Source organism: Dysosmobacter sp. Sow4_B12 (assembly GCF_052116665.1).
GTDB lineage: Bacteria > Bacillota > Clostridia > Oscillospirales > Oscillospiraceae > Oscillibacter.
In genome coordinates, this window is the sequence record NZ_JBQKKR010000022.1 from 1 (window position 1) to 26,606 (window position 26,606).

General features: G+C 56.2%; 29 protein-coding genes and 1 pseudogene. 21 read left to right on the top strand and 9 right to left on the bottom strand.

Annotated features, from left to right (window positions below; genetic code table 11):
• Positions 1–259: 259 nt before the first annotated feature.
• From ACTQ4R_RS12670 to ACTQ4R_RS12695, 6 genes are all read left to right on the top strand, one after another.
• Entirely contained in the window at positions 260–862 is a 603-nt protein-coding gene (locus tag ACTQ4R_RS12670; protein WP_441629237.1) for a helix-turn-helix domain-containing protein, read from the top strand.
• Positions 863–1,259: 397 nt separating this feature from the next.
• Positions 1,260–1,625 (top strand): hypothetical protein, encoded by a 366-nt coding sequence (locus ACTQ4R_RS12675; RefSeq protein WP_441629239.1) that lies wholly within the window; start codon positions 1,260–1,262, stop codon positions 1,623–1,625.
• Positions 1,582–3,051, top strand: a complete 1,470-nt coding sequence (locus ACTQ4R_RS12680; protein ID WP_441629241.1) for an FtsK/SpoIIIE domain-containing protein — start codon at positions 1,582–1,584, stop codon at positions 3,049–3,051. Before ACTQ4R_RS12675 ends, ACTQ4R_RS12680 begins: the two co-directional genes overlap by 44 nt.
• Before the next feature lie 193 nt (positions 3,052–3,244).
• On the top strand, positions 3,245–4,462 hold the full coding sequence (locus ACTQ4R_RS12685) for a Rep family protein (RefSeq protein WP_441629243.1): 1,218 nt from the start codon (positions 3,245–3,247) through the stop codon (positions 4,460–4,462).
• Positions 4,459–4,656, top strand: a complete 198-nt coding sequence (locus ACTQ4R_RS12690; protein ID WP_441629245.1) for an excisionase — start codon at positions 4,459–4,461, stop codon at positions 4,654–4,656. Before ACTQ4R_RS12685 ends, ACTQ4R_RS12690 begins: the two co-directional genes overlap by 4 nt.
• 85 nt (positions 4,657–4,741) lie before the next feature.
• Positions 4,742–5,995, top strand: coding sequence for a tyrosine-type recombinase/integrase (locus ACTQ4R_RS12695; RefSeq protein WP_441629247.1), 1,254 nt, complete (start codon positions 4,742–4,744; stop codon positions 5,993–5,995).
• Positions 5,996–6,535: 540 nt separating this feature from the next.
• Here ACTQ4R_RS12695 and ACTQ4R_RS12700 read toward each other — a convergent pair.
• Entirely contained in the window at positions 6,536–6,733 is a 198-nt protein-coding gene (locus tag ACTQ4R_RS12700; protein ID WP_441629249.1) for a DNA cytosine methyltransferase, read from the bottom strand.
• Between the two features lie 6 nt (positions 6,734–6,739).
• A complete protein-coding gene (locus ACTQ4R_RS12705; RefSeq protein ID WP_441629251.1) occupies positions 6,740–6,928 on the bottom strand; it encodes a hypothetical protein in 189 nt (62 codons plus the stop codon).
• 364 nt (positions 6,929–7,292) lie between these two features.
• Between ACTQ4R_RS12705 and clpB the strand changes: the two genes are divergently transcribed.
• Entirely contained in the window at positions 7,293–9,884 is a 2,592-nt protein-coding gene (gene clpB, locus ACTQ4R_RS12710; RefSeq protein WP_441629253.1) for an ATP-dependent chaperone ClpB, read from the top strand.
• A 186-nt stretch (positions 9,885–10,070) separates the two neighbouring features.
• Here clpB and ACTQ4R_RS12715 read toward each other — a convergent pair whose 3' ends face one another.
• Entirely contained in the window at positions 10,071–10,919 is an 849-nt protein-coding gene (locus ACTQ4R_RS12715; protein ID WP_441629255.1) for a ZIP family metal transporter, read from the bottom strand.
• 499 nt (positions 10,920–11,418) lie between these two features.
• Between ACTQ4R_RS12715 and ACTQ4R_RS12720 the strand changes: the two genes are divergently transcribed.
• From ACTQ4R_RS12720 to ACTQ4R_RS12755, 8 genes are all read left to right on the top strand, one after another.
• The gene (locus tag ACTQ4R_RS12720; RefSeq protein ID WP_441629257.1) at positions 11,419–11,775 is read left to right on the top strand and encodes a hypothetical protein; all 357 of its coding nucleotides are present in this window, start codon (positions 11,419–11,421) and stop codon (positions 11,773–11,775) included.
• A 40-nt stretch (positions 11,776–11,815) separates the two neighbouring features.
• The gene (locus tag ACTQ4R_RS12725; protein ID WP_441629291.1) at positions 11,816–12,211 is read left to right on the top strand and encodes a DUF5655 domain-containing protein; all 396 of its coding nucleotides are present in this window, start codon (positions 11,816–11,818) and stop codon (positions 12,209–12,211) included.
• Between the two features lie 62 nt (positions 12,212–12,273).
• Positions 12,274–12,429, top strand: coding sequence for a hypothetical protein (locus ACTQ4R_RS12730; RefSeq protein ID WP_441629259.1), 156 nt, complete (start codon positions 12,274–12,276; stop codon positions 12,427–12,429).
• A gap of 11 nt (positions 12,430–12,440) precedes the next feature.
• On the top strand, positions 12,441–12,815 hold the full coding sequence (locus ACTQ4R_RS12735) for a YkvA family protein (RefSeq protein WP_441629261.1): 375 nt from the start codon (positions 12,441–12,443) through the stop codon (positions 12,813–12,815).
• A gap of 158 nt (positions 12,816–12,973) precedes the next feature.
• Positions 12,974–13,450 (top strand): MarR family winged helix-turn-helix transcriptional regulator, encoded by a 477-nt coding sequence (locus tag ACTQ4R_RS12740; protein ID WP_441629263.1) that lies wholly within the window; start codon positions 12,974–12,976, stop codon positions 13,448–13,450.
• A complete protein-coding gene (locus tag ACTQ4R_RS12745) occupies positions 13,443–15,179 on the top strand; it encodes an ABC transporter ATP-binding protein (protein WP_441629265.1) in 1,737 nt (578 codons plus the stop codon). The genes ACTQ4R_RS12740 and ACTQ4R_RS12745 overlap by 8 nt, the downstream gene beginning before the upstream one ends.
• A gap of 7 nt (positions 15,180–15,186) precedes the next feature.
• Complete coding sequence (locus ACTQ4R_RS12750; RefSeq protein ID WP_441629267.1) at positions 15,187–16,842, top strand: ABC transporter ATP-binding protein; 1,656 nt, start codon at positions 15,187–15,189, stop codon at positions 16,840–16,842.
• A 74-nt stretch (positions 16,843–16,916) separates the two neighbouring features.
• Positions 16,917–17,918, top strand: coding sequence for a hypothetical protein (locus tag ACTQ4R_RS12755; protein ID WP_441629269.1), 1,002 nt, complete (start codon positions 16,917–16,919; stop codon positions 17,916–17,918).
• 54 nt (positions 17,919–17,972) lie between these two features.
• Here the strand turns inward: ACTQ4R_RS12755 and ACTQ4R_RS12760 are convergent, their stop codons facing one another.
• The 3 genes from ACTQ4R_RS12760 to rsmH form a co-directional block, all read right to left on the bottom strand.
• Complete coding sequence (locus ACTQ4R_RS12760) at positions 17,973–18,518, bottom strand: TetR/AcrR family transcriptional regulator C-terminal domain-containing protein (protein WP_441629271.1); 546 nt, start codon at positions 18,516–18,518, stop codon at positions 17,973–17,975.
• Between the two features lie 84 nt (positions 18,519–18,602).
• Positions 18,603–18,944 carry a nucleotide pyrophosphohydrolase gene (locus ACTQ4R_RS12765; RefSeq protein WP_441629273.1) on the bottom strand — a complete coding sequence of 114 codons (342 nt, stop codon included), beginning with the start codon at positions 18,942–18,944 and terminating at the stop codon, positions 18,603–18,605.
• A 12-nt stretch (positions 18,945–18,956) separates the two neighbouring features.
• Entirely contained in the window at positions 18,957–19,994 is a 1,038-nt protein-coding gene (gene rsmH / locus ACTQ4R_RS12770) for a 16S rRNA (cytosine(1402)-N(4))-methyltransferase RsmH (protein WP_441629275.1), read from the bottom strand.
• Positions 19,995–20,118: 124 nt separating this feature from the next.
• Between rsmH and ACTQ4R_RS12775 the strand changes: the two genes are divergently transcribed.
• The 6 genes and pseudogenes from ACTQ4R_RS12775 (at position 20,119) to ACTQ4R_RS12800 (ending at position 23,139) form a co-directional block, all read left to right on the top strand.
• The gene (locus ACTQ4R_RS12775) at positions 20,119–20,817 is read left to right on the top strand and encodes a hypothetical protein (protein ID WP_441629277.1); all 699 of its coding nucleotides are present in this window, start codon (positions 20,119–20,121) and stop codon (positions 20,815–20,817) included.
• Positions 20,818–20,908: 91 nt separating this feature from the next.
• The gene (locus tag ACTQ4R_RS12780) at positions 20,909–21,460 is read left to right on the top strand and encodes a ribonuclease domain-containing protein (protein ID WP_441629279.1); all 552 of its coding nucleotides are present in this window, start codon (positions 20,909–20,911) and stop codon (positions 21,458–21,460) included.
• 2 nt (positions 21,461–21,462) lie between these two features.
• Positions 21,463–21,729 carry a barstar family protein gene (locus ACTQ4R_RS12785; protein WP_441629281.1) on the top strand — a complete coding sequence of 89 codons (267 nt, stop codon included), beginning with the start codon at positions 21,463–21,465 and terminating at the stop codon, positions 21,727–21,729.
• A 9-nt stretch (positions 21,730–21,738) separates the two neighbouring features.
• A pseudogene (locus ACTQ4R_RS12790) lies at positions 21,739–22,071 on the top strand (CYTH domain-containing protein); the annotation flags it as partial.
• A gap of 93 nt (positions 22,072–22,164) precedes the next feature.
• Positions 22,165–22,404: a DUF1653 domain-containing protein gene (locus ACTQ4R_RS12795; protein ID WP_441629293.1), complete on the top strand. Its 240-nt coding sequence runs from the start codon at positions 22,165–22,167 to the stop codon at positions 22,402–22,404.
• A 6-nt stretch (positions 22,405–22,410) separates the two neighbouring features.
• Positions 22,411–23,139 (top strand): PrsW family intramembrane metalloprotease, encoded by a 729-nt coding sequence (locus ACTQ4R_RS12800; RefSeq protein WP_441629283.1) that lies wholly within the window; start codon positions 22,411–22,413, stop codon positions 23,137–23,139.
• Positions 23,140–23,185: 46 nt separating this feature from the next.
• On the opposite strand, the gene ACTQ4R_RS12805 is transcribed toward ACTQ4R_RS12800, so the two are convergent.
• The 3 genes from ACTQ4R_RS12805 to rbsK form a co-directional block, all read right to left on the bottom strand.
• Positions 23,186–24,526, bottom strand: coding sequence for a glycosyltransferase (locus ACTQ4R_RS12805; RefSeq protein WP_441629285.1), 1,341 nt, complete (start codon positions 24,524–24,526; stop codon positions 23,186–23,188).
• Entirely contained in the window at positions 24,523–25,119 is a 597-nt protein-coding gene (locus ACTQ4R_RS12810; protein ID WP_441629287.1) for a GDSL-type esterase/lipase family protein, read from the bottom strand. Before ACTQ4R_RS12810 ends, ACTQ4R_RS12805 begins: the two co-directional genes overlap by 4 nt.
• A gap of 61 nt (positions 25,120–25,180) precedes the next feature.
• Positions 25,181–26,191 (bottom strand): ribokinase, encoded by a 1,011-nt coding sequence (gene rbsK / locus ACTQ4R_RS12815; RefSeq protein ID WP_441629289.1) that lies wholly within the window; start codon positions 26,189–26,191, stop codon positions 25,181–25,183.
• Positions 26,192–26,606: the final 415 nt, after the last annotated feature.

Genomic DNA, 26,606 nt, shown 5'->3' on the forward strand with positions numbered 1-26,606 from the left:
GTCTGCGGGCGTGGGGTCCCAATCGGAAATTCCGTCAGCCAATCACCTTCATCATAAAGGAAAAAGCGAAGGCTGTAACACCCTCGCTTATATATTACTAATCGGAATTTGTAGAGCCGCAAAAATTGATTAAACATACGATTTTTACAAGAAAAAATGATGTAAACGATGCGTAGAGTCGGTATTTTTCTGAGGTAAATGAAGCATCGGTTGATAATACTCGATTGCTGTTCTATATTGCAACTTAGGAGGTGATGATATGGACGCAACGAGATTTGGGTTATTTGTTGCTGAAATGCGAAAAGAAAATCATATGACACAAGCTGAGTTGGCAACAAAAATAAAAGTAACTGATAAGGCTGTAAGCAGATGGGAACGTGGATTGGGATTTCCTGATATTAATTCATTGGAACCTTTAGCCGAAGCATTAGGGGTTAGCGTTCTTGAATTAATGAAATCAGAAAAAATTGTAGAAACTAATATCCAATGTGGCGATGCAGATATTATTGTAACAGATACAATCAAAGCAGCAGAACATCAAAAACAGGTAGAGCGACAGCAAGAAAAACGCATTATTCTCATTTCTATAGGAGTCGTAGCAATGTTATCGATTTTTGCATTATTAATTGATAATATTGGTTGGAGTATGGAAAACATCCTATTCACAAGTGTGGGAGTTGTTCTTCCAGTTATAAGTATTATAGCATTTTTTGTTTTGATGATAATAAGTCTTATTAGACGTGTAACAGGAAAATCGTGTAAACAGACTTTGATAGTTGCGCTAGTTTTTTCTGGCATAGTAGTTGCAGTATTTCTTGCTATCTTTGTACTTTCGTTATTTGCATTCCCAGGACAGCGATGATACTAACAACTTCCAGTTTATCGGACTGTTGAAGACTCATCGTAAATGAAATTACCTCCCTCTACCAATTCGGTGGAGGGAGGTTTGCTATGCCCCTAAATCAGCACGAAATGTTAATGAGCGTGAATAAGCCTGCACAAAATGTTCCGCAAAATACAGACTACTATGGATTTACAATTATACAAGGAAACCAATAGTGTAATAGGCTCCAGCCCAAAAGTGGAGCTTGAAGCCTCTTTTTTTCTCTATAATTTTGTTTTGAACGAAAAAACTTCTCTATAAAATCGAGGTAAGTGAACAGAATTTCTCTCAGCTCCACAGTATCTGCTTTTGTGCCATAATGAGGGTGGACAAAGCAAGGACCCAACTTTGTTACTACTATGAAAGGATATCAGATATGAAAGGACTTGCTAAGTTTCTTCGTTTTGACACAGCTGCATTTCTGCGGGATAAAGAACTGCAGATTACGGCTCGTAGCGAACTGGTTGAGTATGGAACGGGAAAGCACCAAGGAACTAAGTTCACGGTTGCTATTACCGCCGACAAGACTATGTATCCTTCTGGCAAGGATGGAACCGGGGAATACTCGAATCTTTTCGAGAAATTCACCGTGAAGGTCTTCAAAGACATTAACGTCCCTGTGGGCGCAACGGTGGAGCTGGTTAACCCTGTGGGCACGGTTTATGGAGAATTCCGTAATCAGTTGTCCGTGCGCGCCGATGATGTTCGCATTGTCGGCGGCGGTCAGCCCGCCAAGGCTTGATAATATGTATTATCGGGCCCATAACCCGGCGCTGAAGTACGCAGCACCCAGCACAAAATTTATTGTGCTGGGTGCTATCCCCATCCCACTGGCGATTGCTTTGGCAATCCTCGCAAATATGGTCTCGAAGATCGCGCCGGGATATGTTCTGAACGAGACCATGATTGCCACCGTGTATGAGGTCGTAACCACGGCCTTTTACGCCGTGCTGGGCGTAAGTGTAGGGATGATAGTTATCGGCGTGCTGTTCCATGTGGTGATGCCGAATAGATGGCGTATCTACTATATGATACGAGTGGGACTTTTTTCCGCAGAAAGAGGTAATCCCCTTGGCCTGCATGAAGGTGAACGTCTTCCACGGATTAAGGTATATAACGGCAGTAAGCCGGGACGATATGCGATTTACATTTATGCTGGTGCTGTTCCTGTCATAAATATCGCAAAGGCATCGAACAACATTAGTAGCATCCTCAACCGTCGGTTTCGTCAATATGCAGTAGTTGAGACAGCGGTAGAGGAGGCTTTTTCTGAGGTTCATTTTTGGATTGAGAATGTAAAGATAGATAAATCTTTACACTTTCGGTCGGTCAGTGAAATGCGGCAGAATAAGCCTACAAAACTTGTGGTACAAGACGGTACATATATCGACCTAACCACATCCGGCAGCATCGTTTGTGCAGGCAAGACCAGAAGCGGCAAGACAACAGGAGTTGTTGCGTTGCTGCTTCAGATTTTGTTGCATGGACGAGATGCATATGGCTCGCAAGTGCTGATTATTGACCCCAAAAGGGCAGAGTTATCACGTCTGCATCATGTCGTTACGCTGTCGGATGATGGCGAGGCAACGACGATTATTGATGCCTTGCGGGAGTTTGCTGCGACAATAGAGAAGCGGCAGGCTGTGTTAAATGAGATGTCAGCCAAAACAGGAAACGCCGTAAAGTGGTGGGATGCAGGTATGCACGTCAGTGTCGTGTTTGTTGACGAGTATGTGGCTTTACGCGCCATCCTACCGCGTAAAGCGGCAAAGGAGACCCCGGATTACTGCCTGGATGCGTTTGATAACCTTATTAAGCGTATTGTGACAATGGGCGCTTCGGCTGGCTGCTATGTTGTCATCAGCATCGCCGAAGCATCAGTAGAGGGTGGTGGTCTGCCTGCTATGCTGCGGTCTGCCATGAGTACGCGCATACTGTTTCGTCCGACGCTACCGGAGGGACGGCTGCTTTGGGACAGCGATAAGCTCTCGGATATGCCGCAGCGCGTGTATAAGGCGGGCGATGCATGGTTTAGCTCAACGGATGGTGAGCATGATAATGTGTCATGCGTTCATTTTCCGGTTATGGATTTTCCAGTGTATGCCGAACTTAACCGATTGCTTGCGACATATTACGCCGATGAGCAGCAGGATGACATGAAACAGTAATATGAGCGGTGTAAGCACTTCGCTTGTCACATTTCCCATGTAATCGGAACAGCACCGCCGAAGCATAGCGTAGGCGGTGCTGTTCCATGTTCCAATGCTGGAAGATTACTTGGTATATGTGATTTGCGAGGGCTTGTTATCGCAAATCACATGGATTGTTCCATGTTCCAAAACTCACAAGGAGGTGACTGCTATGGACGGGAACGATACTGAACGCAAGGATGAGAAGATTAAAACACGTTCCGTAATGTATGAGCAGCAGATTGCCCATTTGCCGCATAACAGGACGTTGCGCGAACTGTATGATTTTATGATTGCCAATTTGAACCCGATAAATTTGGCAATCATCCTACATGACAAGGATGTTTCTCAAGACGGCAGCCCCGCGCAGCCGCATATCCAAGCGTTTATGACCTTTGAGACTCCGCGTTATCTAACGAGCATTGCGAAAATACTCGGCGAAGTGGATGACAAGGGCAAGCCTAAGACTCAGCAACTGACAAAGTGGAATAATAAGGAAGCTAATGGCTTTGCATATCTGACCCATCGTACGAGTAACGCAAAGGACAAGTATCAATACGATTACGATGCGGTTATATCCAATTTTGACTACGCTGAATATATGGAAACCCTTGAGAAAAAAGTTTTAGCGGCAAAAAACAAAACCGATGTAAATCTGTTACTCGATGCCCTCTACGAAGGAACAATAACCAAGGCGGAAGTTGAAAATCGACTCACTGGCTCTCAATATGGCCGTTTTCGGAAGCAGATTGAGGCCATAGAGGCGAAACGACTGGAACGCCTCGCCACCTCGTGGCGAAAAGAAGCGGCAGAACAAGGAAAAACCGCTAAAGTCATTTGGGTATGGGGAGCGAGCGAAACCGGAAAGACAAGTTGGGCAAGGGATTATGCTAACAGAATCGGAACTCCGCCTTTTATTGCTGGTAGCAAGCGTGATATTTTCCAAGGCTACAGCGGCGAACATACTATTATCATGGATGAGCTTCGCCCAAACGCCATAGCTTATAGCGATTTATTGCGTATCCTTGACCCGTATAGCATTGATAATGCTATGGCACCGTCAAGATACTACGACAAGCATCTCGCTTGTGATACATACATTATCACGACTCCGTACAACCCATATTCTTTTTATATCCAGTGCGTTGGAATGAATAACCGTATTGACAGTGCTGAACAGCTAATGCGCAGAATTACTGTTTGTATGAAGTTTACCCAAGAGGCAATCTTTTACAGTTATCCCGTAAAGGACGAACGTAACTACTATTTTTATGTGTGTGATGAAGCGACCCAAAGACCTAACCAGTTTTCAAAACTTGCGAGGCAAAACACCACAAGCGGAGTTGATTTTTTCAATGCTCTGTTTGAGAAAGGAGGGACGGTTGAATGAAACGCGAAGTACCGATATGGGAAAAAGCTAACCTCACACTGGAGGAGGCCGCTGCATATTACAACATCGGCATCAATAAGTTGAGGGAGCTGTCTGATGATGAAAACTGTCCTTTCGTTTTGTGGTGCGGCAGCAAGAGGTTGATTAAGCGTATAGCGCTGAATGATTATTTGGCAAAGGCTTATTCAATATAAAAGGACTCATCGTTGACAAAGAGGACACGCCCACGGTATAATGCCGCTGAGCGTGTTCTCTTTGCTTTTGAAAGGAGACATTACCATGGCAGAGAGACGCAAAGACGTTAAAAACCGCGTTTTGAAGGAGGGTGAGTACCAACGGACAAACGGCACATACGAATATAAATGGCGTGATAGGAGAGGCAAGCGACATTCCATCTACGCGAAGACCCTTGAGGAACTTCGTGAAAAGGAACTGGATGTACTACGGGATGTTCTTGATGGTATCCGTACAGAGGGCAAGGACATTACTATCAACGACCTATACAATTCGTGGGTACGGCTAAAGCGGGGGCTGAAAGACAATACATTCAAGAATTATCAGTATATGTATCGTCAATTTGTCGAGCCGGATTTTGGGAGAACGAAAATCGCCTCTTTGAAAAGAACCGACGTGCGGGCGTTCTATAACCGCCTTGCAGATGAGAGACACCTGAAAGCATCTACTATCGACTGTGTGCATACAGTGTTACATCAAGTTCTTGAGTTGGGTGTAGAAGATGACTATATCCGATACAATCCCGCCGACAACGCCCTTAAGGAACTGAAAAAGGCACATTGCAATGACTCGGTGAAAAGAAAGGCTCTGACAGTTCAAGAGCAAGAACTCTTTGAAGCCTTTCTGAAAAAGCCAGGGCAGTACAATAAATGGTATGCCATTTTTACGATAATGCTTTGGACAGGGCTGCGGGTAGGAGAAGTCACGGGGTTGCGGTGGTGCGATATAGACCTTGATGCGGGAACGATTGACATTAACCATACACTTGTCTATTATGACAAAGGCCATAACGATGGAATGAGCTTTGCGGTAAACACCCCAAAAACTGAGGCGGGAAAAAGAGTTGTTCCGATGTTGCCAAAAGTTAAGGAAGCGTTTATAATAGAAAAGCAAAATCAAGAGGCTTTTGGCATCAAGTGTACGGCTAAAATAGATGGATATACCGATTTCATCTTTGTCAACCGCAATGGCGGCGTACAGCATCAAGGAACATTGAACAAGGCATTACGCAGAATTATCCGGGATTGCAATTATGATGTGTTGGACAAGTGCGGGGATAGTGAAGATGTCGTTTTGCTTCCTAAGTTTTCTAACCACTCGCTGCGGCACACATTCACAACGCGGATGTGTGAAGCTGGGGTAAACATTAAGGCAATGCAAGATATTCTGGGTCACGCTGATGCGGAAACCACAATGGACATTTATGCCGAGGCAACACACGACTTGAAATGTGCCGAGCTAATCAATTTTGAGGATTACTTTAATCGTCAAAAGGCTGCTCTTGTTGGCGCTAACTAATTTACGACCAGTTTACGACTGAGTTACGACCAATTATAAAGACTTGTAAATAGTTATGTATTTATGGGTCAAAAAACGATGCTAGAAAATAGACTTATGAAGGGTGGGGTAGACTTGTATAGCATTAAGGTGAATTTCCCCACGATGAAGCCCCTGGACTGACCGGAGCACCTATGAGAGCGATTGGCCGGCAGGATACGGTATGCGCTGTAATGCCTGCCAGCCAGTTAAAAGCCCGGATTCTCAATTTGAGAATCCGGGCTTTTGGCATGGAATCAGGCCGGGCGTAAAATTTTGTGTAAGCGATTTTCGACAAAGTCAAGAATGGCGCTGGAAAGCAGGGCGGATTCGGGCCTGAATCCAGAAACTTGATCGCCATTGAGGGCTGATGAGGATCCATATCTAACATACAAGGGGCGGAACTTCTGGATTACGGAAGTTCCGCCCCTTGTATGTTCCAAACCAGAGGTGGAATATGGTCGAGGATTTGGTGTGTCCGGCCTGTAAATTTCGGAGTCCAAGCCGCAGGTGCACGGACTTTTAGCCGCACCATCTCGGAGTTTTAACCGCACCGTCACGGCTGGGAAACCACGGGGGCAGAGGAGGATACCCCCTCTGCCCAGCATATGTTTTAACAGCATATTTGTCAAAATCATTTGCCCATACGATATTAAATCCAGCCTTCTCAAATCCAGCATCTAAACCGCCAATACCACTAAATAAGGATAGAACTCTCATGAACAGTTACGCCTCCGTATTTGCATTTTTGATGTACTCCCTAATCCATGCGCCAATTTCCACGGAAGCTTTTTTGCCCTCAACACGGAGAGCATCCATAAATGCCTGCTTGATATCCGGTTCAATCGCAATTTCTATTTTAGCCGTTTTCATTCTGCCAGAAGGGCGCCCACACGGCCTGCTTTCCTTTTCCATCCGTTATCCTCTTTTCAATTCGACATCTGTATTAAATATGGTTTTTATCAGGGTCAAAATGATTATAACAGCGTTTTCGACAGAAAGCTCGATGTAATTGAACAAACTGAAAATGATTCATACCCATCCAGCAGAAAGCTTTCTGTGTGGAAAAGGAGCATTTTAAAGAAGCTGTGAACAATTTTTACATACATTGTGAATTTTAGCACTCCTGGCTTGACAGTGCTAAAAGCGCGAGTATAATAAAGCCGAACCTAAACGTGGGACACCGGATTTCCCTGTATCCAAGGCGCCTGTATCCCACAGCAAACCGTTTATATTCAGTCCGGCATACGGCGCCGGCTTTTGAAACGAGGAGAGACAGATGAGCACGGAAAAATATACGCAGAAAGCGCTGGAGGCCATCCGGGACGCCCAGGCTCTGGCGCAGGAGAAAAACAACCAGTATTTGATGCCGGAGCACCTGCTGTATGCCCTCTTGCAGCAGGACGGCGGCCTCATCGGCTCAATTTTCAGCCGGATGGGTGTGGACTGCGGCGGCCTGCTGAGGGAGTTGGGGGCGAAAATCGACGGTTTTCCCAAGGTGTCCGGCGGCAGCGGGGAGGTCTACGCTTCTCCCGAGACCGGCAAGGTCCTTGCCGTGGCTGAAAAGACGGCGGAAAAGCTCCACGATGAATATATCTCCGTGGAACATCTGATGCTGGGCATTTTTGCCGAGGGCTCCGGTGCACTCAAACAGCTTTTACAGGACCATGGCATCACCCGCAGCCGGTTCAGCGAGGAACTTTCCAAGGTGAAATCCAATCCCATCACCTCGGATAACCCGGAGGACACCTATGACGCATTGAAAAAATACGGAACTGACCTGGTGGAGCGGGCAAGAAAGAAGGAACTGGACCCGGTCATTGGCCGGGACAGTGAGATCCGAAACGTCATTCGCATCCTGTCCAGAAAGACCAAGAACAACCCGGTGCTGATCGGCGAACCCGGTGTGGGCAAGACCGCTATCGCCGAGGGCCTGGCCCAGCGGATCGTCCGGGGCGATGTGCCCGACGGCTTGAAGGACCGTACGATATTCTCCCTAGATATGGGCGCCTTGATCGCGGGCGCCAAATACCGGGGAGAGTTTGAGGAGCGGCTGAAAGCAGTCCTGGAACAGGTCCGCAAGTCCGAGGGAAAGATCATCCTCTTCATTGATGAGCTGCACACCATCGTGGGCGCCGGAAAGACCGAGGGCAGCATGGATGCCGGCAACCTCTTAAAGCCCATGTTGGCCCGGGGCGAGCTGCACTGCATCGGTGCCACCACTCTGGACGAGTACCGCCAGTATATTGAAAAGGACGCTGCGCTGGAACGCCGCTTCCAGCCGGTGCAGGTGGATGAACCCACGGTGGAGGATACCATCTCCATCCTCCGTGGACTGAAGGAACGCTATGAAATTTTCCACGGCGTCCGCATCCACGACAATGCGCTGGTGGCCGCGGCGACTCTCTCCAACCGCTATATCACCGACCGCTTTCTGCCGGATAAGGCCATTGACCTGGTGGACGAGGCCTGCGCCATGATCCGCACGGAGATCGACTCCATGCCCGCGTCTTTGGATGACCTGCGCCGGAAGATTATGCAGCAGGAGATCGAGGAAATGGCGCTGAAAAAGGAGGATGACCAGCTCTCCCGGGACCGCCTGGAGGAGTTGAAAAAGGAACTGGCTGACGAAAAAGAGCAGTTCAACGCTTTGAAATCCCGCTGGGAGGCGGAAAAGAACGGCGTGGATAAGGTCAAGGAACTGAAAGGAAAGCTGGAGCAGCTCCAGGGCCAGATCGAACAGGCCCAGTCCCGGCTGGAATATGAGAAAGCCGCCAAGCTGAAATACTCTGATCTGCCCGCTGTGGAAAAAGAGCTGAAAGAGGCGGAGGCACTGGCAGAGCAGCATGCCGGCGAGAACACCATGGTCCACGACACGGTCACGGAGAACGAAATTGCCGACATTGTGGCCAAGTGGACGGGCATCCCCGTCAGCCGCTTGATGGAAGGGGAGCGGGAGAAGCTGCTGCATTTGGACGATGTCATCCACAAGCGGGTGGTGGGGCAAGACGAGGCCGTGCGGCTGGTGACGGAGGCCATTCAGCGCTCCCGTGCCGGCATCGCGGACCCCAACCGGCCCATCGGCAGCTTCCTGTTTTTGGGTCCCACAGGCGTGGGCAAGACGGAGCTTGCCAAATCCCTGGCCGAATGCCTGTTTGACGACGAGCATAACCTGGTGCGCATCGATATGACAGAGTATATGGAGAAATTCTCCGTATCCCGGCTGATCGGAGCGCCTCCCGGATACGTGGGCTATGACGAGGGCGGCCAGCTGACGGAGGCAGTCCGCCGCAAGCCGTACAGCGTGGTGTTGTTCGACGAGGTGGAGAAGGCTCATCCGGATGTGTTCAACATCCTGCTGCAGATCCTGGATGACGGCCGCATCACCGACTCCCAGGGCCGGACGGTGGATTTTAAGAACACCATCATTATTCTTACTTCCAACCTGGGCTCCCAGGAACTGCTGGGCGGCATCCAGCCCGACGGCAGTATTTCCGAGGATGCCCGGACTGCCGTTATGGCGGAGCTGCGGTCCTCCTTCCGGCCGGAATTTTTGAACCGGCTGGATGAGATCATTTTGTTCAAGCCGCTGACCAAGGAGAACCTACACGGCATTATCGACATCTTGATGCGGGGTCTGAAGCGGCGCCTGGCGGAAAAGACGCTGAAGCTGGAAGTCACCGACGGCGCCAAAACGCTGCTGATCGACCGGGGCTTTGACCCGGTGTACGGCGCCCGCCCCTTGAAGCGGTATCTCCAGAGCAGTGCTGAGACACTGATTGCCAAGGAGATCCTCCGCGGCGAGCTGCCCGCTGGCAGCACCTTGGTGTTGGATGCGGAAAACGGCCGGCTGGTGTGCCGAAAGGCGTAAACTCCGCGGCGGGGAATACGGTGCCCGGTATCGGAATGCCCGCCGGCTTTTCCGGTAAAGCGGGACTGCCGGGGAATCGGCCGCACGTTCCTGCCGCGCCGACCCTTTTCAAACGCTTTCCTGTGCAAAAAATGCCGCCCTCTCGGGCGGCATTTTTGCTGTTGCATGGCGAAGAGACAGCCAAGCTCACATGTAAATGATGACCAGACCTGTCAGCATACCGATGATGGTGGCGGTAGCAGGCAGCTTGGAACGCCACATGAGAATGGACTCCGGCAGCAGTTCGCCGAATACCACGTACAGCATGGCGCCGGAGGCAAAGCTCAGAGACAGGGCCAATGCGGTGGGTCCCATGGCGCCCACGGTGAAGCCGAAAAAAGCTCCCAGAATGGTAGGGAAGCCCGTCAGAGCCGTGACAGCGACGGAACGGAATTTTGGCATCCCGCCGGAGATCAGCGGCACAGCCACAGCCATGCCCTCCGGAATATTGTGCAGGCCGATCACAATGGCCATGGTCAGTCCGCCGCGGTTTAAAAGCGTTTCCTGCGCTGTGCGGGCGAAAGACGCGCCGATGACCATGCCCTCCGGTACGTTGTGCAACGCGATGGCCGCCGCCATCACCAGTCCCGCCAGAAACAATCCGCTGCGGGGCTGACGGCCTTCGCGGTGCTCCTGCAGGTGGTTGGCGTGGGTCAGCTCCTCCAGAGAGTCGGCGGTACGGGGGTGGTTTTCGTCGATATGGGCCACCTCGTGGTTGGTATTGCGGTCAATCCAGGCGTTGAGCAGGGCAATCACAACATAGCCTACCAACACACCTGTCACGACCAAGCCGACGTCGGTACTCATTTCATTGGGATGCAGTGCCTCTGTCAGCAGGTCGAAGCACACCACAGAGGTCATGACCCCTGCGGCAAATGACAGCAGTAAGCTTACAGTCTTGCTGGAATCCTTGCGGAACAGGCAGGAGAGCAATCCGCCCATACCTGTGCCGCCCATTCCGGCCAGAGCCGTAATGCCGATCACGCTCCAAATCATTTCCTTTACAGCCTCCTTGTGTTAGACCGGACTAACTTTTCCGGCTTATCCTATCACACGTGCTTTCGGCTGTCAATTTGCGTTTTGCCGTTTTTGGCCGATATTTCTACCTTGATTCCCATGTTTATTTGTGCGTTTTTTGACCACGGCTCTGACCGGAACCAATTCGAGGATAATGCCACGGTCATAGCCGCCTGTTCGGTGAACGCGTTTTCGCCGGAGACCCGGAGAAAAGAATTCGGGCTTGCGTTTTCCGCGGCGGCTGGGGTATCCTGCATGATACGGGGAGGTGGGAACTATGACCTGGCGGCAGTACTATGAAAAGTTTTACGATTGGGCGGACAGCACACAGCGGAGCAGGCTTTCGTCTGTTACGGATTTTCCGGCGCGAAAGCGGAGGAGGTCATCGAAATCGCCCTCGCTTTTGTGGACGAAGTCCCGGCGACCAGACTGATGAAAAAAGCAATTGACAGCGGTGTGCGGTTTTCCGCCGGATGTGATGGAGGTCATCGATTGGGTCCGTGCGGATTTCCGCCTGCCCCTTGCGGAAAGCGCGGCAAGTGCCTTTACGGAAGAGGACATCGACTATCTCGATACGCTGCTCCCGAAGAAAAGCGTTGATGCCCTGGCCCGGCGCAGCGGCGTTGCCCATGAAGCGGAAGAACCTGTCCGGTGGGAGCAGGCTGCGTTCCGGGAGAGAAAGCGCAGGCCGGGCGCCTTTGGAGCGTTTTTCGCGGCGCTTGGTGCCGGTGGTATTATGGCCGTAATCATGTGTGTGGCTGCGAATTCGGCGGAAACGGCCACCCGGGCAAAACTTGAAATTGGAATACTTCCGCGGCCCTTTCTAAATGGATAAGAGCATGGTATGATAAGAATCACCGGGAGGTGTGCTGATTATGAAAACGCCTGCGCAGTATGAATCGGATGTCTTGTTTTTCTTTGAAGGGAAGCCGCTGGAGCTGTCGCTGTATCAAGAGCTGTTTCGCCGGATGGAACAGCGGTTTCCAGAGGCGTCCGTGAAAGTGCAGAAAAGCCAGATCAGCTTTTACGGCAGGCATCTTTTTGCCGCGGCATCGCTGCCTGTGCGCAGAAAAAAGTCCTGGCCGGAGCACTGTGTCGTGGTGACTGTCGGTCTTTCCCGCCAAATGGAGTCGTCCCGGGTAGCCGTGGCCGTGGAGCCGTACCCGGGCCGCTGGACCCACCATATATTGATTTCTGAAGAAAGCCAGATCGATGATGAGCTGCTGGAATGGCTGGAGGAGGCTTGGGCGTTTGCGGAGAGCAAGCGCTGAGCGTATGATGGATAAAGAGATGAAGCGTATGACCATCCGGCTGGAAGAGCCGAAAGATTACCGTGAGGTGGAGAACCTCACCGGGGGGCTTTTTGCAAGGTGTTACCGGCATTTACAAGGACCCGGAGGGATATTTTGCCGATGAGGCGGCGGTAGACGCGTTTGACGCGGCATTCCCGCCTAAGGAGAAGAAAAAACTGCCGGGACAGCTTGTGTAAGGTGAGTGAGTATGAACTGGAAGGCGCGGGCGGCACAGCTGAAAACAGATATTCCGGCCCTGTGGCTTTGCCTGCGGGCAAAGGAGACGCCGCTTTTGGCAAAGGTGCTGGCGGCGGTGACGGTGGGGTATGCCCTGTCGCCCGTTGACTTGATCCCGGACTTTATCCCGGTTTTGGGCTATCTGGATGATATTCTCCTTCTGCCTGCGCTGGTGGCGCTGACTTTGCGGTGCATCCCCAAAGAGACGCTGGAACATTACCGGGCCGAGGCCGCCGGACTGTGGGTGGACGGGAAGCCGAAAAAGTGGTACTGTGCGCTGCCTGTGGTCGCATTGTGGGCGCTTGGACTTTACTTGCTGGCGAAATTGTGCCGGCGAGGAGGCTAGAAGGAGCTGTTTACAAAAAGCCTGCGGAAGGAACTGCCTTCCGCAGGCTTTTTGTGAGCGGGAGAAGAGAAGCGCCATTGACAGCGTTATATAGTTGCAGTATCATCTAGTTGGTTGAAGGTTCATCTATTGTGCATTTTTAAAATAGGAGGGAGACCATGGACGTATCCAAGCGGCAGATCACGAAGATCGCCCGGGAGGTCAACAAGCTGGTGATCCGGACCATGAAGGAAAGCGGCATCGGCTCCGGGGAAATGGACCTCATCCATCTGGTGCGGCACCACCCGGGGATCTCTCAAAAAGAGGCAAGCCTCCAGCTCAACATGGACAAGGGCGCCGTGGCCCGGCGTACGGCCAGCCTGGAGCAAAAGGGCTATCTGACCCGGGAGAGCAATCCGGCGGATGGCCGGAGCCGGCTGCTGTACGCCACCGAAAAGGCGGAGGAGCTGAAAGTTTCCAAGGCGGCGGTGGAGACTGCCTTTTACGAATGGCTGCTGGCGGAGCTGCCGGCGGCGGAAGCGGCCGCCTTTACCGAAACGCTGAACAAGCTGTACCTGCGGGCGAAACGGGAGAGCCGCGGCGGCTTTCCCCACATGCCGGAGCTTCTGAAGGGGAGGGACGGGGAGGATGAATAAGGCGGAGCAACAGGACACCAGCCGGATCGGATACTATTTCCGCAAAGAAAAGGGCATTTTGCTGGTGGTGACGGCGACAGGCATTCTTTACAACATCGGCATGGTGGCGGGACCGTGGTTTGAAGGACAGCTGGTGCAGTACCTCTGCGACATCATCGCGCTCCGGCGGGAGCCGCTGTCCATTGTGCGCCTGGCGTTGTGCTATGTGCTGACGATCCTTTTTGTGCAGTTCATGCGCTATATCAAGCGGCTGTACGTGCGCAAATTTGCCAATAACATCAGCAAAAGCATCAAAATGACCCTGTACCGGAACCTGCTGTACGGCAAGGCGGCGGACCGGGAGGACTCCGGCACCATGATGACCAAGCTCATCGCCGACGCGGACGCCTGCGTGGAGGGCATGCGGAAATTCACCACGGAGGTGTTTGACACCGGCGTGGTCATGGTGGCGTATCTGGTCATGCTGCTGTCCTATGACTGGCGGCTGACGCTGCTTTCCATGCTGTTCCCGCCGGTGGCCTATATCCTGGCGGAGCGGCTGAAGGGCATCGTCACGAAAAACGCCGCCGCCAGCAAGGAAAGCGGCGGCAGGCTGAACGCCGCCACCCTGGAGCGGATCACAAACGCTCTGACCTACCGGGTCTACGGGCAGGAGGCGGAGCGGAACAGCGCCTATGAGGGGCATCTGGCGGATTATGAGAAGAAAGCGGTCATGGCCAATGTGTGGGAAAACGCCATGCAGCCGGTCTATCAGGTGATCTCCATGCTGGGTACGGTGATGATCATCTGGTTCGGCGGCAAAAACGTACTGGGAACGGGCTGGACCCTTTGGAACGTGGCGGCGTTTTCCACCTTCTTCTCCTGCTACAAAAAGCTGGCGGTGAAGTCCTCCAAGGCGGCGAAGCTCTTCAATGCCGTCCAGAAGGCCCGGGTGTCCTGGGGACGCATCCAGCCGCACCTGGCTCCTGTGCCGGAGGAGGCGGAGCAAAAGCCCCTCCCGCCGGCGGCTTTGCGGGTTTCCGGCCTCTCCTTCGCGTATCCAGGGCAGAAGCCCCTGTTTTCAAACGCGGCGTTCCGGGCGGAGCCGGGTCAGATCATTGGCGTCACCGGGGAGATCGCCTGCGGAAAGTCCACCTTCGGCAGGCTCTTCACGGGAGAGCTGGCCTATGGGGGACAGATCGCCATGGGAAATGAAGTGTTTCCCTCCTGCGGGGACCACTGGGCGGACCAGGTGGCCTACCTGGGGCACCAGCCGGAGCTGCTCAGCGGCACCATTGAGGAAAATATCTGCATGGGAAAGCCCGGGGATGTGGGACCGGTCTTGAGGGCCGTCTGTATGGAACGGGAGACGGCGGAGCTGCCGGAGGGCATCCACACCTGGATCGGCAGCGGCGGCGTCCGCCTCTCCGGCGGGCAGCAGTCCCGCATTGCCCTGGCCAGGACCCTGTACCACAAGCGTCCGGTCATGGTCCTGGACGACCCGTTTTCCGCGGTGGACCTGGCGACGGAGGAGGAGATTTACAATAACCTCCGCCAGTGGGGGAAGGACAGCGTCATTTTGCTGATCTCCCACCGGCTGAGTTTGTTTCCGAAGCTGGACCAGGTGCTCTGGATGGAGGGTGGCACCATCAGCGCTTCCACCCATGAAGCGCTGATGGAACGAAACGGCTGCTACCGGATGCTGTATGATTCCCAGAGAAAGGGGGCGCAGGCAGATGCGCGGAACTAAGACATCCGTGATTGACATCATCGGCGGCACCGTCCGCGCCGGCAAGGGCTTGAGCGCGCTGCTGCTGTTGACCATCGCCGGCTCCGTGCTGCTGGCGCTTTTGCCGCCGCTGGTCCTGGAGCGCATCGTGGACGCTTTGGCCGGCGGGGAGCGGGTGGCGTTTTCCCTGGCGGCGGGGTATTTTCTGCTGGTGGCCGCGTCGGGACTGCTGGACGCCGCCAAGGAGAGCCTCATTACAGTGTTCGGCCAGAGGGTGACCCACCGCATCCGCTCCGCCATGAGCGAGAAGCTGCTGCGGCTCCCGGCCGCCTATTACATCGAAAACGAGTCAGGCGTGACGGCCTCCCGATTTGTCAACGACGTCAATACCGTGGACAGCCTTTTCGCCTCCGGCGTCATCAGCATGGCGGCGGATGTGTGCAGGCTTTTAAGCATTCTGCTGGTGATCTTCCTCAAGAGCAAGGGACTGGGATTGCTGCTTTTAATCACCTCACCTCTGCTGTTCTGGATGACACGGGTCTTTCAAAAGCGGATGCTGAAGGCCCAGATGGAGGGCCGTGTGGCCGTGGGCAGAACGAACCAGCAGATCCCGGAGACACTGAAAAACATCCGCACCATCCGGGTGCTGCACCGGGAGGCATATATGCAGCGGCGCTACGGGGACGCCATCGAACAGGGCTATCGGGCCCAGGAGCGCTCCAACTTTTACGACGCTATCTATTCTCCCATCATCGTCACGGTCAGCGCTCTGCTCATCGGTGTGGTAATGGCTGCTGCCGGCCAAGGCGGCGTCCGCGCGTTTTTCGGCATGTCCGCCGGCACCGCCGCCGCGGTCATTGCCTATGTGGGCAGTTTCTTTGACCCGTTGGAGAGCATCGGCATGGAGATCCAGAACATCCAGTCCGCTGTGGCGGGCGTCCGCCGCATCAACGAGTTTTTGCGCCAGCCGGAGCGGGAGGAGCGTGTGGAGGCGCCGTCCGCCGCGGACCGTGTTCCCGCCGTCCGGCTGTCGGGGGTCTGCTTCAGCTACGGAAAGGGAGAGCGGGAGATCCTGCGGGACTTTGACCTGACCGTGGAGGAGGGGGAGACCGTTACCCTGGCGGGCCGTACCGGCGCCGGAAAGAGCACTTTAGTGAAGCTGATCCTGGGGCTGTATGCACCGGAGCGGGGGCAGGTGCTGGTGTTCGGAACGCCGCCGGACCGGATACCGGAGGAGGAGAAGCGGCGCTGGTTCGGCTATGTGGAGCAGCAGTTCCGGCCGGTGCCCGGCACTGTGGGCGACCAGGTATCCCTGGGGGACCCCCGGGTCACGGAAGGGCAGATCGAAAAAGCCTTGCGCACAGTGGGGCTCTGGGATACTGCCGCCGGACTGCCGGAAGGCATCCATACCCCCTGCACGGAGGGCCTGTTTTCCCAGGGGCAGTTCCAGCTGCTCTCCATTGCCAGGGCCATCGTCCTGGACCCGAAGCTGCTGCTGCTGGATGAGATCACCGCCAACCTGGATTCCAACACGGAAGAGCAGGTGCTCTCGGCGCTGCGGGCGGCGTCCCAGCACCGGACGGTCCTCTCTATCTCCCACCGCCTGTACGGCAAGACCGGAGACAGAAGGGTGGTCATCGGCGGCGAGGAGCAGGGCGCCAACTCTTTGGACAATAGCGGCTAATTGTCCCTTGCGAAGCGGGAAGGATGCGGATAGACTGATAAAAGCATGAAGAACACTTGGAAAGGGGCGAACATATGGCCCGTGATATTTCCCGCGTGCTGATCGAAACCGTGGTCCGCAAAATGCTGCGGGAGGCGAAAGACTCGCCCGAGCGGAGTATCCGCAATCTGGTGGACATGGCGCTGTATTTTTCCGACGGCCGCATCCAGAGAAACTTTTTCACCGTGGCCCAGGAGATGCTGCGCAATGAGCGCAGCGCCTATTACCCGTTGCTGCGGGACGTGCTGGCCAACGTGGATGAGGACAGACTCCTGGATTTCGGTATGGTGATGGGCTACCAGGGCTTTGTCCGTGGAAGCAAGGCCATTCGGGCGGCGGAGGCGGAGCGGGGATACAGCATCCCCTGGTTTTTAACGCTGCGTATTGATGGCGGCACCTATCCCCAACAGGAGGCGGCATACCGAAAGCTGCTGGAGGAGGGACAGGCGCTGGGCATCCGCGGCTATCTGCTGCTGCCCGCCGGAAGGCCCGAGGCGCTTTTGAGCCTGGCGGAGGCGTTTCCTAACAGCTTCTTTGTGGTTGCCTGTGACGGCGGCTTTGTGACGGAGGGGCTGGCGGAGGAGGCGGACCGTATCCACAACCTGGTACTGGCGCCTTACGGGGAGCAGGCGGAGGAGGCCTGCGCCCTGCTGCGGAAAAAGCGGTCCTTGTATGTCCTCGCCGCCTTCTACGGCGCGGCGGAGGCGGAGGATATCGCCGGCGGTGAGGTATACAGCCGCGCGGAAAACTGCCACGCGCCTTTGACACTGCTGCTGCCGGAAGCAGCGTGTCCGGAGGAGGCACAGCGGAAGGTCTATGGCTCTGTGGTCTCAGAACGGCAGCGGCAGGCGTACCGCACCATCCCCTGGGAAGCGGTCCGGGACGGAGAGCTGGTGGACGGCGTCCTCTCGGGAGGGCCCTGTGCCGTGACGCTGGACAGCCAAGGCGCCCTGGCAGGGACGGAGGAAAGTGCCTTCACACTGGGGCTTCCGGCTCTTTTAAAGCGGAACTTTCCCCTGAGTACTGTGAAAAAGTGAGCAAGCAAAAAAGCGACCCGCCCGGGCAATTGCCCGGGCGGGTCGCTTTGCGGTTTAAAAGTTCTGGCTCCGCGCGGCGGCGATTTGAAGGCAGGATTGCAGCAGAGCGATAAACTCCTCGGGAGGGACGCAGTTTTTATCCCGGAGCCACCGCTCCAGGGCACAGATGAAAGCGTCGGAGAAAAAGTTGATGTGGAAATCCAGCACATCCTTTTCCGGCAGAATTTCCCGCAGGACCTCCTCCAGCACCGGGGCGATGAGCTCCCGGAAGTGGTCGGAAAAGGAGTTCTGCCCCTCAATGGCCAGCACCTTGTTGTAAAAGCTCCGGTTTTCGTAAAAGTAGGCGCAAAGGTCCGCCACCCGGCTCCAGCCGGAGGCATACAGCTTGCTCCGTGCCACGGAGATGAACTCTGTGTCGTAGATCCAATTGATCAGGTCGTACTTATCCCGGAAGTGGTAGTAAAAGCTTTTGCGGTTCATATTACATGCTTCGCAGATATCGCCCACCGTGATCTTGGCAAAGGGCATCTCCTCCATCAGCGATTTCAGAGCAGAGGCCAGTGACCGTTTTGTAATGTTGGAATCGGACAAAAAGACCATCCTTTCTCCTTGGACATACCGGCAATGCTGACCAGTGTAGCAGGAAAATATGAACTTTTCAACACATCCCCTGGGGCGTACGGCTCAGTCAGAGAACTCGGTGTACTTGGCGGCGCTGCCCCAGGCCTTTTCCACCGGGTACTTTGCTTCGTTCTTTGCGACCTTTTCATTCATGATCTCGTCCAGGTCCAAACCGCACACATCCGCCAGCAAAATGCAGTAGCTCAGCACGTCCGCCAGCTCCTCCCGGAGCTGGGGCAGCTTGTCCCGGCACGAAAGGTCCGTGCCGCTCCACTGGAACAGCTCCAGTACCTCTGCGGCCTCCAAACTCAAGGAAATAGCCAGGTCCTTCGGGGTGTGGAACTGGCGCCAGTTGCGATCATCCCGGAATTTTACCACCCGGGCAATGGTCTCATCCCGCAGCATATGGCGCCTCCTTTACGCGCGGACGGCCCAGCGCAGCTTTGTGGCCCGGGCACGGGGGTTTTGATAGCACTCCTGGGCGGAGGGACGGATGACGTCCTGGGACACCTCGGAAAAAATGCCCTGCCGCTGGTACTGGCGGAAGGCCTGCTTCACCAGCCGGTCCTCCCCGGAGTGGAAGGTCAGCACCGCCGCCCTGCCACCGCTTTTCAGAATGTCCGGCAGCTTCTCCAGGAAACTGTACAGCACCTCAAACTCACTGTTCACGTCGATGCGAAGGGCCTGGAAGGTCCGCTGGCAGGACTTTTTCACGGCCTCCCTCCGCTCCGCCTGGGGCAGGAAGGAAAGGGCGCTCTCAATGACAGCGGCCAGCTGCTTCGTGGTCTCAATGGCGCCGCCGGATTTGAAAACCTTTCTGACGGCTTTGGCAATGGCCGCGGCATAGGGCTCGTCGGCGTTTTCCACCAGCAGGGCCGTCAGCTCCTCCTGGTCCAGCTCCCGCAGCCGCACGGCGGCGGGAACGCCGGAGGTGGGGTCCAGCCGCAGGTCCAGGGGACCGTCGTATTTGAAGGTGAAGCCCCGCTCCGGGTTGTCGATCTGCATGGAGGACACGCCCAGGTCCGCCAGCACGAAATCGAACTGCACGCCGGGAGCCACCTGGTCCGCCTGGGCGAAGTTCATGCGGCGGATGGTGAGAATATCGGGACCGTAGCCCAGGTCCGCCAGACGCTTGCGGGTCTTTTCCGACTCGATGGGGTCCACGTCGGTGGCGTACAGGTGCCCCTGCCCTTGCAGGGCCTCCAGCATCCGCCGGGTGTGGCCGCCGTAGCCCAGGGTGGCGTCATAGCCGGTCTGGCCCGGCTGGATCTGGAGAACATCCAGAATTTCCTCCACCATGATGGAAATATGCATGCCGGCGGGGGTCTTGCCGCTTTGGACGATCTTTTCCACATCCGCCTGGTACTTCTCCGGATTCAGTTCCTTGTATTTTTCCCGGTAGCTTCGGGGGTGGGTGCCTTTGTAGCGGACGCGCCGCTTGTGCTCCTGCTCCATGGGATCAGCTCCTTTATTTACTGGTGGGTATCATACCACAGTTTTCCCAAAAAGAGAAGAGAGTGGGAAAATCTTGCCTTTTCTGGAAAACAGCGGTACAATGGCGAAAAAAGGGGGCGGTAGCGTGAATAAGCGGAAAAAGGCGGCGGTGGCGGCGGTTACCACGGCCGCGGCGGCCGGCATGGTCACCGGCGCCCTGTTCGATACCCCGGCGGAGTTGATGGACGCACCGGAACCGGACGCCGTGGTGGAGGTCCTCTCTGACGGCGGCGACGACGCCGCGGCGGAGGAGAACCGGCGGACGACGCCGGCCTCCCGGGTGAAGAACTGGATCTGGAGCCTGCCGGCGGCGGTGCGGCTGCTGGTGGGTGTGCCGCTGTGGACGCTTGGCTGGGTCTTGCTGTCGGCCCTGTCCGCCCTGCTGGGCGGCGCGGCGCCTGTGGTGGAGCGGCTGGTCAGCTGGCTGTGCTTGTCCCTGGTGCTGCTGGCGGTGTTTGCCGCGTCCGTGAAGGCCGCGTTGCCGGACCTGCCGCTGAAAGAGATCCTGCGGCCCAGGAATGTGGCCTTCATCGCGATCATGGCGCTGATGCTTGGTCTTGCAGACATGGTGCTGCCAACCGTATGGCAGGGCTACGATGCGCGGACACAGCTGGTATGGCGCGTGGGTGCCACATGCCTGCTGGCCTTTGTGTGCTGTGCCGCCCTGTCCAGGCATGGGAAAAAGCCGGCGGCAGCGGCGGAGCCTCCGCGGTCTCAGCGCACCGAGGTGGAAAAGGCGGCCATGGCCCTGGCGGACAGCGTATGTCCCAAATATAAGCCCTAAACTGAACAGCGTCCCGCGAAGCGGGGCGCTTTTTGGTTGTCAGAGGCGGATGAGTGCGATATACTGAAGAGTATCAACCGGAAGGAGAACGATGATGAGACAATTGCTGAAAAAAACCTGGCTGGCCGGATTGCTGGCACTGGCCCTAACGCTGACCGCCTGCGGCGCTGCTCCGGCGCCGGAGCCCCAGCAGCCGGCGGAGCAGGAGCCAGCGCAGACGGCGGAGCAGGTCTCTCCGGCGGAGGAGACAGCGGAACCGGAAGAGGCGCCGCCGGAGGGGGAGGAGGCGCAAACGCTTCCGGAGGACGGCACCTACACCACCAAGGAGGATGTGGCGCTGTATATCCACCTGTACGGCCATCTGCCGGACAATTTCCTTACGAAAAAAGAGGCGGAAAAGCTGGGCTGGTCCGGTGGGTCGCTGGAGCCCTACGCACCGGGGATGTGCATCGGCGGCAGCCGTTTTGGAAATTACGAGGGCTTGCTGCCGGAGGCGGAGGGCCGCACGTATACGGAGTGCGACATCGATACCCTGGGCGCGGAGAAGCGGGGCGCCAAGCGCATCGTCTTCTCCAACGACGGCTTGATTTATTACACGGAGGACCATTACAAATCCTTTGAGCTGCTGTACGGGGAGGAGTGACCATGCGCATCGCGGTATTGGACGGAGATGCCATCTCCACCCGGGAGGAGCTCCACGCCGTCCTGGCCCGGGAGCTGGCTCTGCCGGATTGGTACGGGGGCAATCTGGACGCCCTGTATGACTGCTTGACAGACCTGGGGGAGGAGACGGTCCTGCGGGTGGTCCACCGGGAGGCCCTGGAGGAGAAGCTGGGCCCCACGGCCCGGGGACTCATGCGGGTACTGGCGGACGCGGAAGCGGAAAACCCCTGGCTGCGGGTGGAGCACTGAGGAGGAAGTATGGAGATCGAACGGAAATTCCTGGTGGAGACGCTGCCGGAGGGACTGGAGCAATATCCCAAAACGCGTATCCAGCAGGCCTACCTCTCCACAGACCCTGTGGTGCGGGTGCGCCGCATAGATGAGGAATATGTGCTCACCTGCAAGGGCCCCGGCCTTCTCAGCCGGGAGGAGCGGGAGATGCCCTTAACAGCGGAGGCGTTCGGCCGTTTGCTGGCAAAGGCGGACGGTACGGTCATCACCAAGGACCGCTGGCGCATCCCATGCGGCCCCTATACCATTGAGCTGGATGTGTTCGAGCCGCCCTTTGCCCCGCTGGTGATGGCGGAGGTGGAGTTTCCCACGGAGGAAGCGGCCATGGCCTTCCAGCCGCCGGCGTGGTTTGGAAGAGAAGTCACCCAAGACGGAGCCTATACCAACGCCGCCCTGAGCCGCCGCTGCGGCCAGGATGCGGTGCGTCCCGGCCGCTACCGGCACTTTAAGGGCAGGGAGTACCGGGTACTGTACACGGCCACCCACTCGGAGACCCGGGAGCCTATGGTGGTGTACCAGGCACTGTACGGCGACCATGGCATCTGGGTGCGGCCTGCCTCCATGTGGAATGAGGAGGTGACCCGGGACGGCGTCACGTACCGGCGGTTCACCTATGTGGAAGAGGAGGAATGAGCGAATATGCCGATTTTTTATTTTGCCATGCCGGGATTTTATATCCTGGCGGTGTACATTTTGGCGGCGGTGCTGCCGGCGTGGTTCTTGCTGCGGTACATCTACCGCCACGACACAGTGGAAAAGGAGCCCGCCGGCCTGCTGGCCTCCCTGCTGCTGATGGGTGTGGCCGCGGCGCTGTGTTCCGGCGTGTTGGAGGGGCTGGGAGAGGCGGTTTTATACCGGCTGGCAGACCCCGGCAGCCCCCTTTACACCGTTTTGCTGGCCTTCTTCGTGGTGGCTCTGGTGGAGGAGGGAACAAAGTTCCTCTTCCTGCGTGCCAGGACCTGGCGAAACCCCAACTTCAACTACCGCTTTGACGGCATCGTCTACGCGGTGTTCGTGTCCCTGGGCTTTGCCGCCTTTGAGAATATCCAGTACGTGCTGCACTATGGGCTGTCTGTTGCGCTGCCCCGGGCCCTCTTTGCTGTTCCGGGCCATATGTCCTTCGCGGTGTTTATGGGCTTGTTCTACGGCAGAGCCAAGCTGTATGAGGCCTGGGGGGACAGGCGGCGCTGCCGGTGGAGCCTGATGCGCGCCTATGTCACATCGGTATTGCTCCACGGCTTTTACGATGCCTGTGCCATGCGGGGCACAGGCGGAGCCATGGCGGTGTTCCTGGTGTTTGTGGTTTTTATGTTCCGCTCCGCTTTCAAGCATGTCAAACAGGAGTCCTTTACGGACGAGCCGGTATAAAAGAAGGAAAGCCGGGAAGCAGCAGCTTCCCGGCTTTCCTGTTTTGTTAGGCGAGGGTCTTGCGGATATTGTCCTGGATACGGCTGTTGAGGCGGAGGCAAGTCTCGGCCTCCTCTTCCGTAAAGCCGGCAAACAAGCTCTGGCGCATATCTTTCAGCGCGTTGTTTAGGTCCTCTAAAATGGGCTCTGATGCCGGAAGGAATGTGATGAGAAGCCGCTTTTTCTCCGGACCGTCCTTTCGAAGCTCCTCCAGCTTCACAAGCTCCCGGGACGTCAGCCGCTGTACCAGAAGCGAAGTGGTGCTGCGGGGCAGATTGGCGAAGTCCGCCAGGTCCTTCCGGGTGATGACGGGACCGGCCTGGTAGAGGTACAGCAGCAACCGGGTGTCCTTTAAGGGCAGGTCATGCTTCAGAGCCACCAGCTCCAGGTAATGGTCCAGCATTTTCCGCTGGCGGAAGCTGTCGTGGAGCAGGCTGTCGCCAGCCAGAATATCCGGAGAGACCTGCAGCCGCTCGCTGCCCAAACGGGTGGAGCCGGGAAGAATGGTGGGAGGTACAGCACCGTCACCGGCGGCGTCCACCAAAAAGCGGTATACCTTCAAACGGCTTTTCTCGTACTCCTCCTCGTCCAGAACGGTTTTGAAAAACCGCTGGTAGTACTCAAAGACCATCAGCTTCATCCGCACGGTCTTGGAGATGCTGAGGCCCTGGCTGGACACCAGAGAGCCCTTGGTTTTTACATAATAGTAAATGGGGACCTGGAGGGCGTAGAACCGCTGGGCGTGTCGGATATACTCCAGGTTGAACATGAAGTCCTCGCACCAGCTGATCTCCGGGTCCATCCGCAGGTGGTGGTCCTCCACGATCTGCCGGCGGTACAGCTTGTTCCACAGTACGCCGTAGTAAAAGTCAGCGGGGTTTTCCATCATGTGGGCGGCGTATTCCTCCCGGGTGAGGACGGTGTCCTCGTCGATGTCGCCCTTGTGGGACACCCGCTCGCCCACGACCCGGTAAAAGTCGGAGATGACCAGATCGCACTGGTGGTCCTCCGCCGCCCGGACCAGGGACAAGGTGGCCTCCGGCGTGATCCAATCGTCGCTGTCCAGAAACTGCAGGTAGGTGCCCCGGGCCTGGGACAGGGCCAGGTTCCGGGCGTTGGAAACACCGGCGTTCTCCTTATGAAATACCTGGACCCGGGAGTCCCGGGCGGCATAGGCGTCGCACAGGGCGCCGGAGGAATCGGTGCTGCCGTCGTTGACCAGCAGCAGCTCATAGTCCTCATAAGTCTGGTTTAAAATGCTGTCCACACAACGGGCAAGGGTCTTTTCCGCGTTGTAAACGGGAACGATGATACTGACGGTGGGATGCATGGCGGCCTCCTTTTTCATGGAAGTACGAAATCGCGGGGCGGGAAAAGAGCGTCCAGGGCTTCGGCGGCCCGGCGGGCAAAACGCCGGTGGCCCTCCTCTGAGAAATGGACGCCGTCATAGACCAGTGGGATGTCCCAGCGGGCGGCGTCGGCAAAGGCACAGCCCAGCTTTCGCGACAGGGCCTCGTAGCAGCCGCCCAGCCGGGCGGATTCGGTGAGGAGGCGCTGCTCCGTCACCCATGCGCCGGGCGCCATGGCCGGAGGAGAGACGAGCAGGATGCGCGGGTGGGACAGGGCGCCAAGAAAGGTCTCCATCCGGGCGGCGGCGTCCTCCGCGGTGAAGCCGGGACGGCAGAGAAGGTCGTTGCTGCCCAGCATGACCATCAGTACATCCGGCTGTGTCTGTTCCAGCAAGCGGCAAAGCGGCTCCCAGTGGGCGGGCAGGGTAGGGATCTCCCGTCCATTCTGGCCGCAGCAGGTCACGGACCAGCTGCCGGAGCTATCCAGAATCCCCGTCCAGCGGACGCTTTTGGGATAGCGGTCCCCCAGAAGAGACCGGGGATCATAGCCGTAGGTATTGGAATCCCCGAAGCACACCACAGTCCCAGTCACAAACGTTCCTCCTTTGCACATATGGGAAACCGCCGCGGAAGGGGCTCCGCGGCGGCTGTTTTTAAGCTTTCAGCGTGTCCAGCAGGGACAGGTCGAAGCCGTCGTAGTTTCGCTGCCGCAGCAGAGACAAAACCTCATCCAAAGTGGGCAGGGAGGGCATGGCGCCCATCCGGGACACCGTGATGGCGGCGGTGTGGCTGGCAAAGGCCAGGGCCTCCCGCTGGGAAAGACCCACCGTCAGTCCCACGGACAAAGCGCCCACGAAAGAGTCGCCGGCGGCGGTGGGGTCCGCCACGTGGTCCATATGGACACAGGGGATGTACTGGATGGAGTCAGCACCCACCACGGCGGAGCCCTGTCCGCCCAGGGTGATGATGACGTTTTCCACGCCCTTGGACCACAGGGCCTTTGCGATGGCCTGCAAGTCCTCCTCCTTCAAAAGCCCGTTCGCCTCCGTCCGCAGGGGCAGGCCGGTCTCCACGGAGGCCTCCTGCTCGTTGGGGGTGAGATAAGTGACAAGACTTAAGAGCTCACTGTCCAAATCGGTGGCGGGGGCGGGGTTCAGCATCACCGGCACACCGGCGGCTTTGGCCCAGCCGGCTACGGCGCGGTTGACTTCAATGGGGACCTCCAGCTGCAGCAGGACCATGTCATAAGAGGCGATCTCTTCCCGGATCCATGTCACTTCCTCCACAGTCAGCGTCCGGTTGGCACCGGGAATGACCACGATGCGGTTTTGGGCGGTGTGCTCCGTCACCTCCAGCGTCACATGGCCCACGCCGGAGGTGATGCCCTTGCGCACCAGTACATGGCTCACATCCACGCCGGCTTGACGGGGCGTTTCCAACAGTGTCTGGCCGAACAGGTCGTCGCCTACGCAGCCCATCATGGTGACTTCCGCCCCCAGGCGGGCGCATTGCAGCGCCTGGTTGGCGCCCTTGCCGCCGGGCGCCATATGGAAGGATTTTCCGTACACCGTTTGGGCGGAGGTGGGGATCTTCTCCGTGGTGGCGATGACGTCCATGACAAAGCTGCCGACAACTAAAATACGAGGTCTTGTATGCATGATCATGATTAACTCCTGTTTGGGTAGGGTAACCTCCATTATAGGACATTGTTGGAAAAATACAAGAGCTTTTGGAAAAGTTAAAAGAAAAACGATTAAATAACGAAGAATAGCGGGATAACTTCGTGACTGCGGACTGGGGGACCCTGTCTGCCAGCGTTTGCTTGCATACGGAATATCTTCCGCAGCCCGCTCTTTCGGAAAAGCCTGTCCGCCTGTCCAGCCGTGAAAAAACCGAAAGGTTACAGAGAATTTTGATAAAAAATTCAGAGCAGTCCAGGAGGACTGCTCTGAATCAAAGAAGATGTTTTCAGCTGCGGCTGCCGGAGTTGGTGGTATCCTTCAGCAGAACGTCATGCGCGCCGCCGCACCCCACGGGACACATCCCGCGGGGACCCCGCATAGGACGCAAATGTCCGGG

Bases quoted from the DNA above. Each gene is read 5' to 3' on its own strand.
- ACTQ4R_RS12670 (WP_441629237.1), top strand. From the start codon at position 260: ATGGACGCAACGAGATTTGGGTTATTTGTTGCTGAAATGCGAAAAGAA.
- ACTQ4R_RS12675 (WP_441629239.1), top strand. From the start codon at position 1,260: ATGAAAGGACTTGCTAAGTTTCTTCGTTTTGACACAGCTGCATTTCTG.
- ACTQ4R_RS12680 (WP_441629241.1), top strand. From the start codon at position 1,582: ATGATGTTCGCATTGTCGGCGGCGGTCAGCCCGCCAAGGCTTGATAAT.
- ACTQ4R_RS12685 (WP_441629243.1), top strand. From the start codon at position 3,245: ATGGACGGGAACGATACTGAACGCAAGGATGAGAAGATTAAAACACGT.
- ACTQ4R_RS12690 (WP_441629245.1), top strand. From the start codon at position 4,459: ATGAAACGCGAAGTACCGATATGGGAAAAAGCTAACCTCACACTGGAG.
- ACTQ4R_RS12695 (WP_441629247.1), top strand. From the start codon at position 4,742: ATGGCAGAGAGACGCAAAGACGTTAAAAACCGCGTTTTGAAGGAGGGT.
- ACTQ4R_RS12700 (WP_441629249.1), bottom strand. From the start codon at position 6,733: ATGAGAGTTCTATCCTTATTTAGTGGTATTGGCGGTTTAGATGCTGGA.
- ACTQ4R_RS12705 (WP_441629251.1), bottom strand. From the start codon at position 6,928: ATGGAAAAGGAAAGCAGGCCGTGTGGGCGCCCTTCTGGCAGAATGAAA.
- clpB (WP_441629253.1), top strand. From the start codon at position 7,293: ATGAGCACGGAAAAATATACGCAGAAAGCGCTGGAGGCCATCCGGGAC.
- ACTQ4R_RS12715 (WP_441629255.1), bottom strand. From the start codon at position 10,919: ATGATTTGGAGCGTGATCGGCATTACGGCTCTGGCCGGAATGGGCGGC.
- ACTQ4R_RS12720 (WP_441629257.1), top strand. From the start codon at position 11,419: ATGGAGGTCATCGATTGGGTCCGTGCGGATTTCCGCCTGCCCCTTGCG.
- ACTQ4R_RS12725 (WP_441629291.1), top strand. From the start codon at position 11,816: ATGAAAACGCCTGCGCAGTATGAATCGGATGTCTTGTTTTTCTTTGAA.
- ACTQ4R_RS12735 (WP_441629261.1), top strand. From the start codon at position 12,441: ATGAACTGGAAGGCGCGGGCGGCACAGCTGAAAACAGATATTCCGGCC.
- ACTQ4R_RS12740 (WP_441629263.1), top strand. From the start codon at position 12,974: ATGGACGTATCCAAGCGGCAGATCACGAAGATCGCCCGGGAGGTCAAC.
- ACTQ4R_RS12745 (WP_441629265.1), top strand. From the start codon at position 13,443: ATGAATAAGGCGGAGCAACAGGACACCAGCCGGATCGGATACTATTTC.
- ACTQ4R_RS12755 (WP_441629269.1), top strand. From the start codon at position 16,917: ATGGCCCGTGATATTTCCCGCGTGCTGATCGAAACCGTGGTCCGCAAA.
- ACTQ4R_RS12760 (WP_441629271.1), bottom strand. From the start codon at position 18,518: ATGGTCTTTTTGTCCGATTCCAACATTACAAAACGGTCACTGGCCTCT.
- ACTQ4R_RS12765 (WP_441629273.1), bottom strand. From the start codon at position 18,944: ATGCTGCGGGATGAGACCATTGCCCGGGTGGTAAAATTCCGGGATGAT.
- rsmH (WP_441629275.1), bottom strand. From the start codon at position 19,994: ATGGAGCAGGAGCACAAGCGGCGCGTCCGCTACAAAGGCACCCACCCC.
- ACTQ4R_RS12780 (WP_441629279.1), top strand. From the start codon at position 20,909: ATGATGAGACAATTGCTGAAAAAAACCTGGCTGGCCGGATTGCTGGCA.
- ACTQ4R_RS12785 (WP_441629281.1), top strand. From the start codon at position 21,463: ATGCGCATCGCGGTATTGGACGGAGATGCCATCTCCACCCGGGAGGAG.
- ACTQ4R_RS12800 (WP_441629283.1), top strand. From the start codon at position 22,411: ATGCCGATTTTTTATTTTGCCATGCCGGGATTTTATATCCTGGCGGTG.
- ACTQ4R_RS12805 (WP_441629285.1), bottom strand. From the start codon at position 24,526: ATGAAAAAGGAGGCCGCCATGCATCCCACCGTCAGTATCATCGTTCCC.
- rbsK (WP_441629289.1), bottom strand. From the start codon at position 26,191: ATGATCATGCATACAAGACCTCGTATTTTAGTTGTCGGCAGCTTTGTC.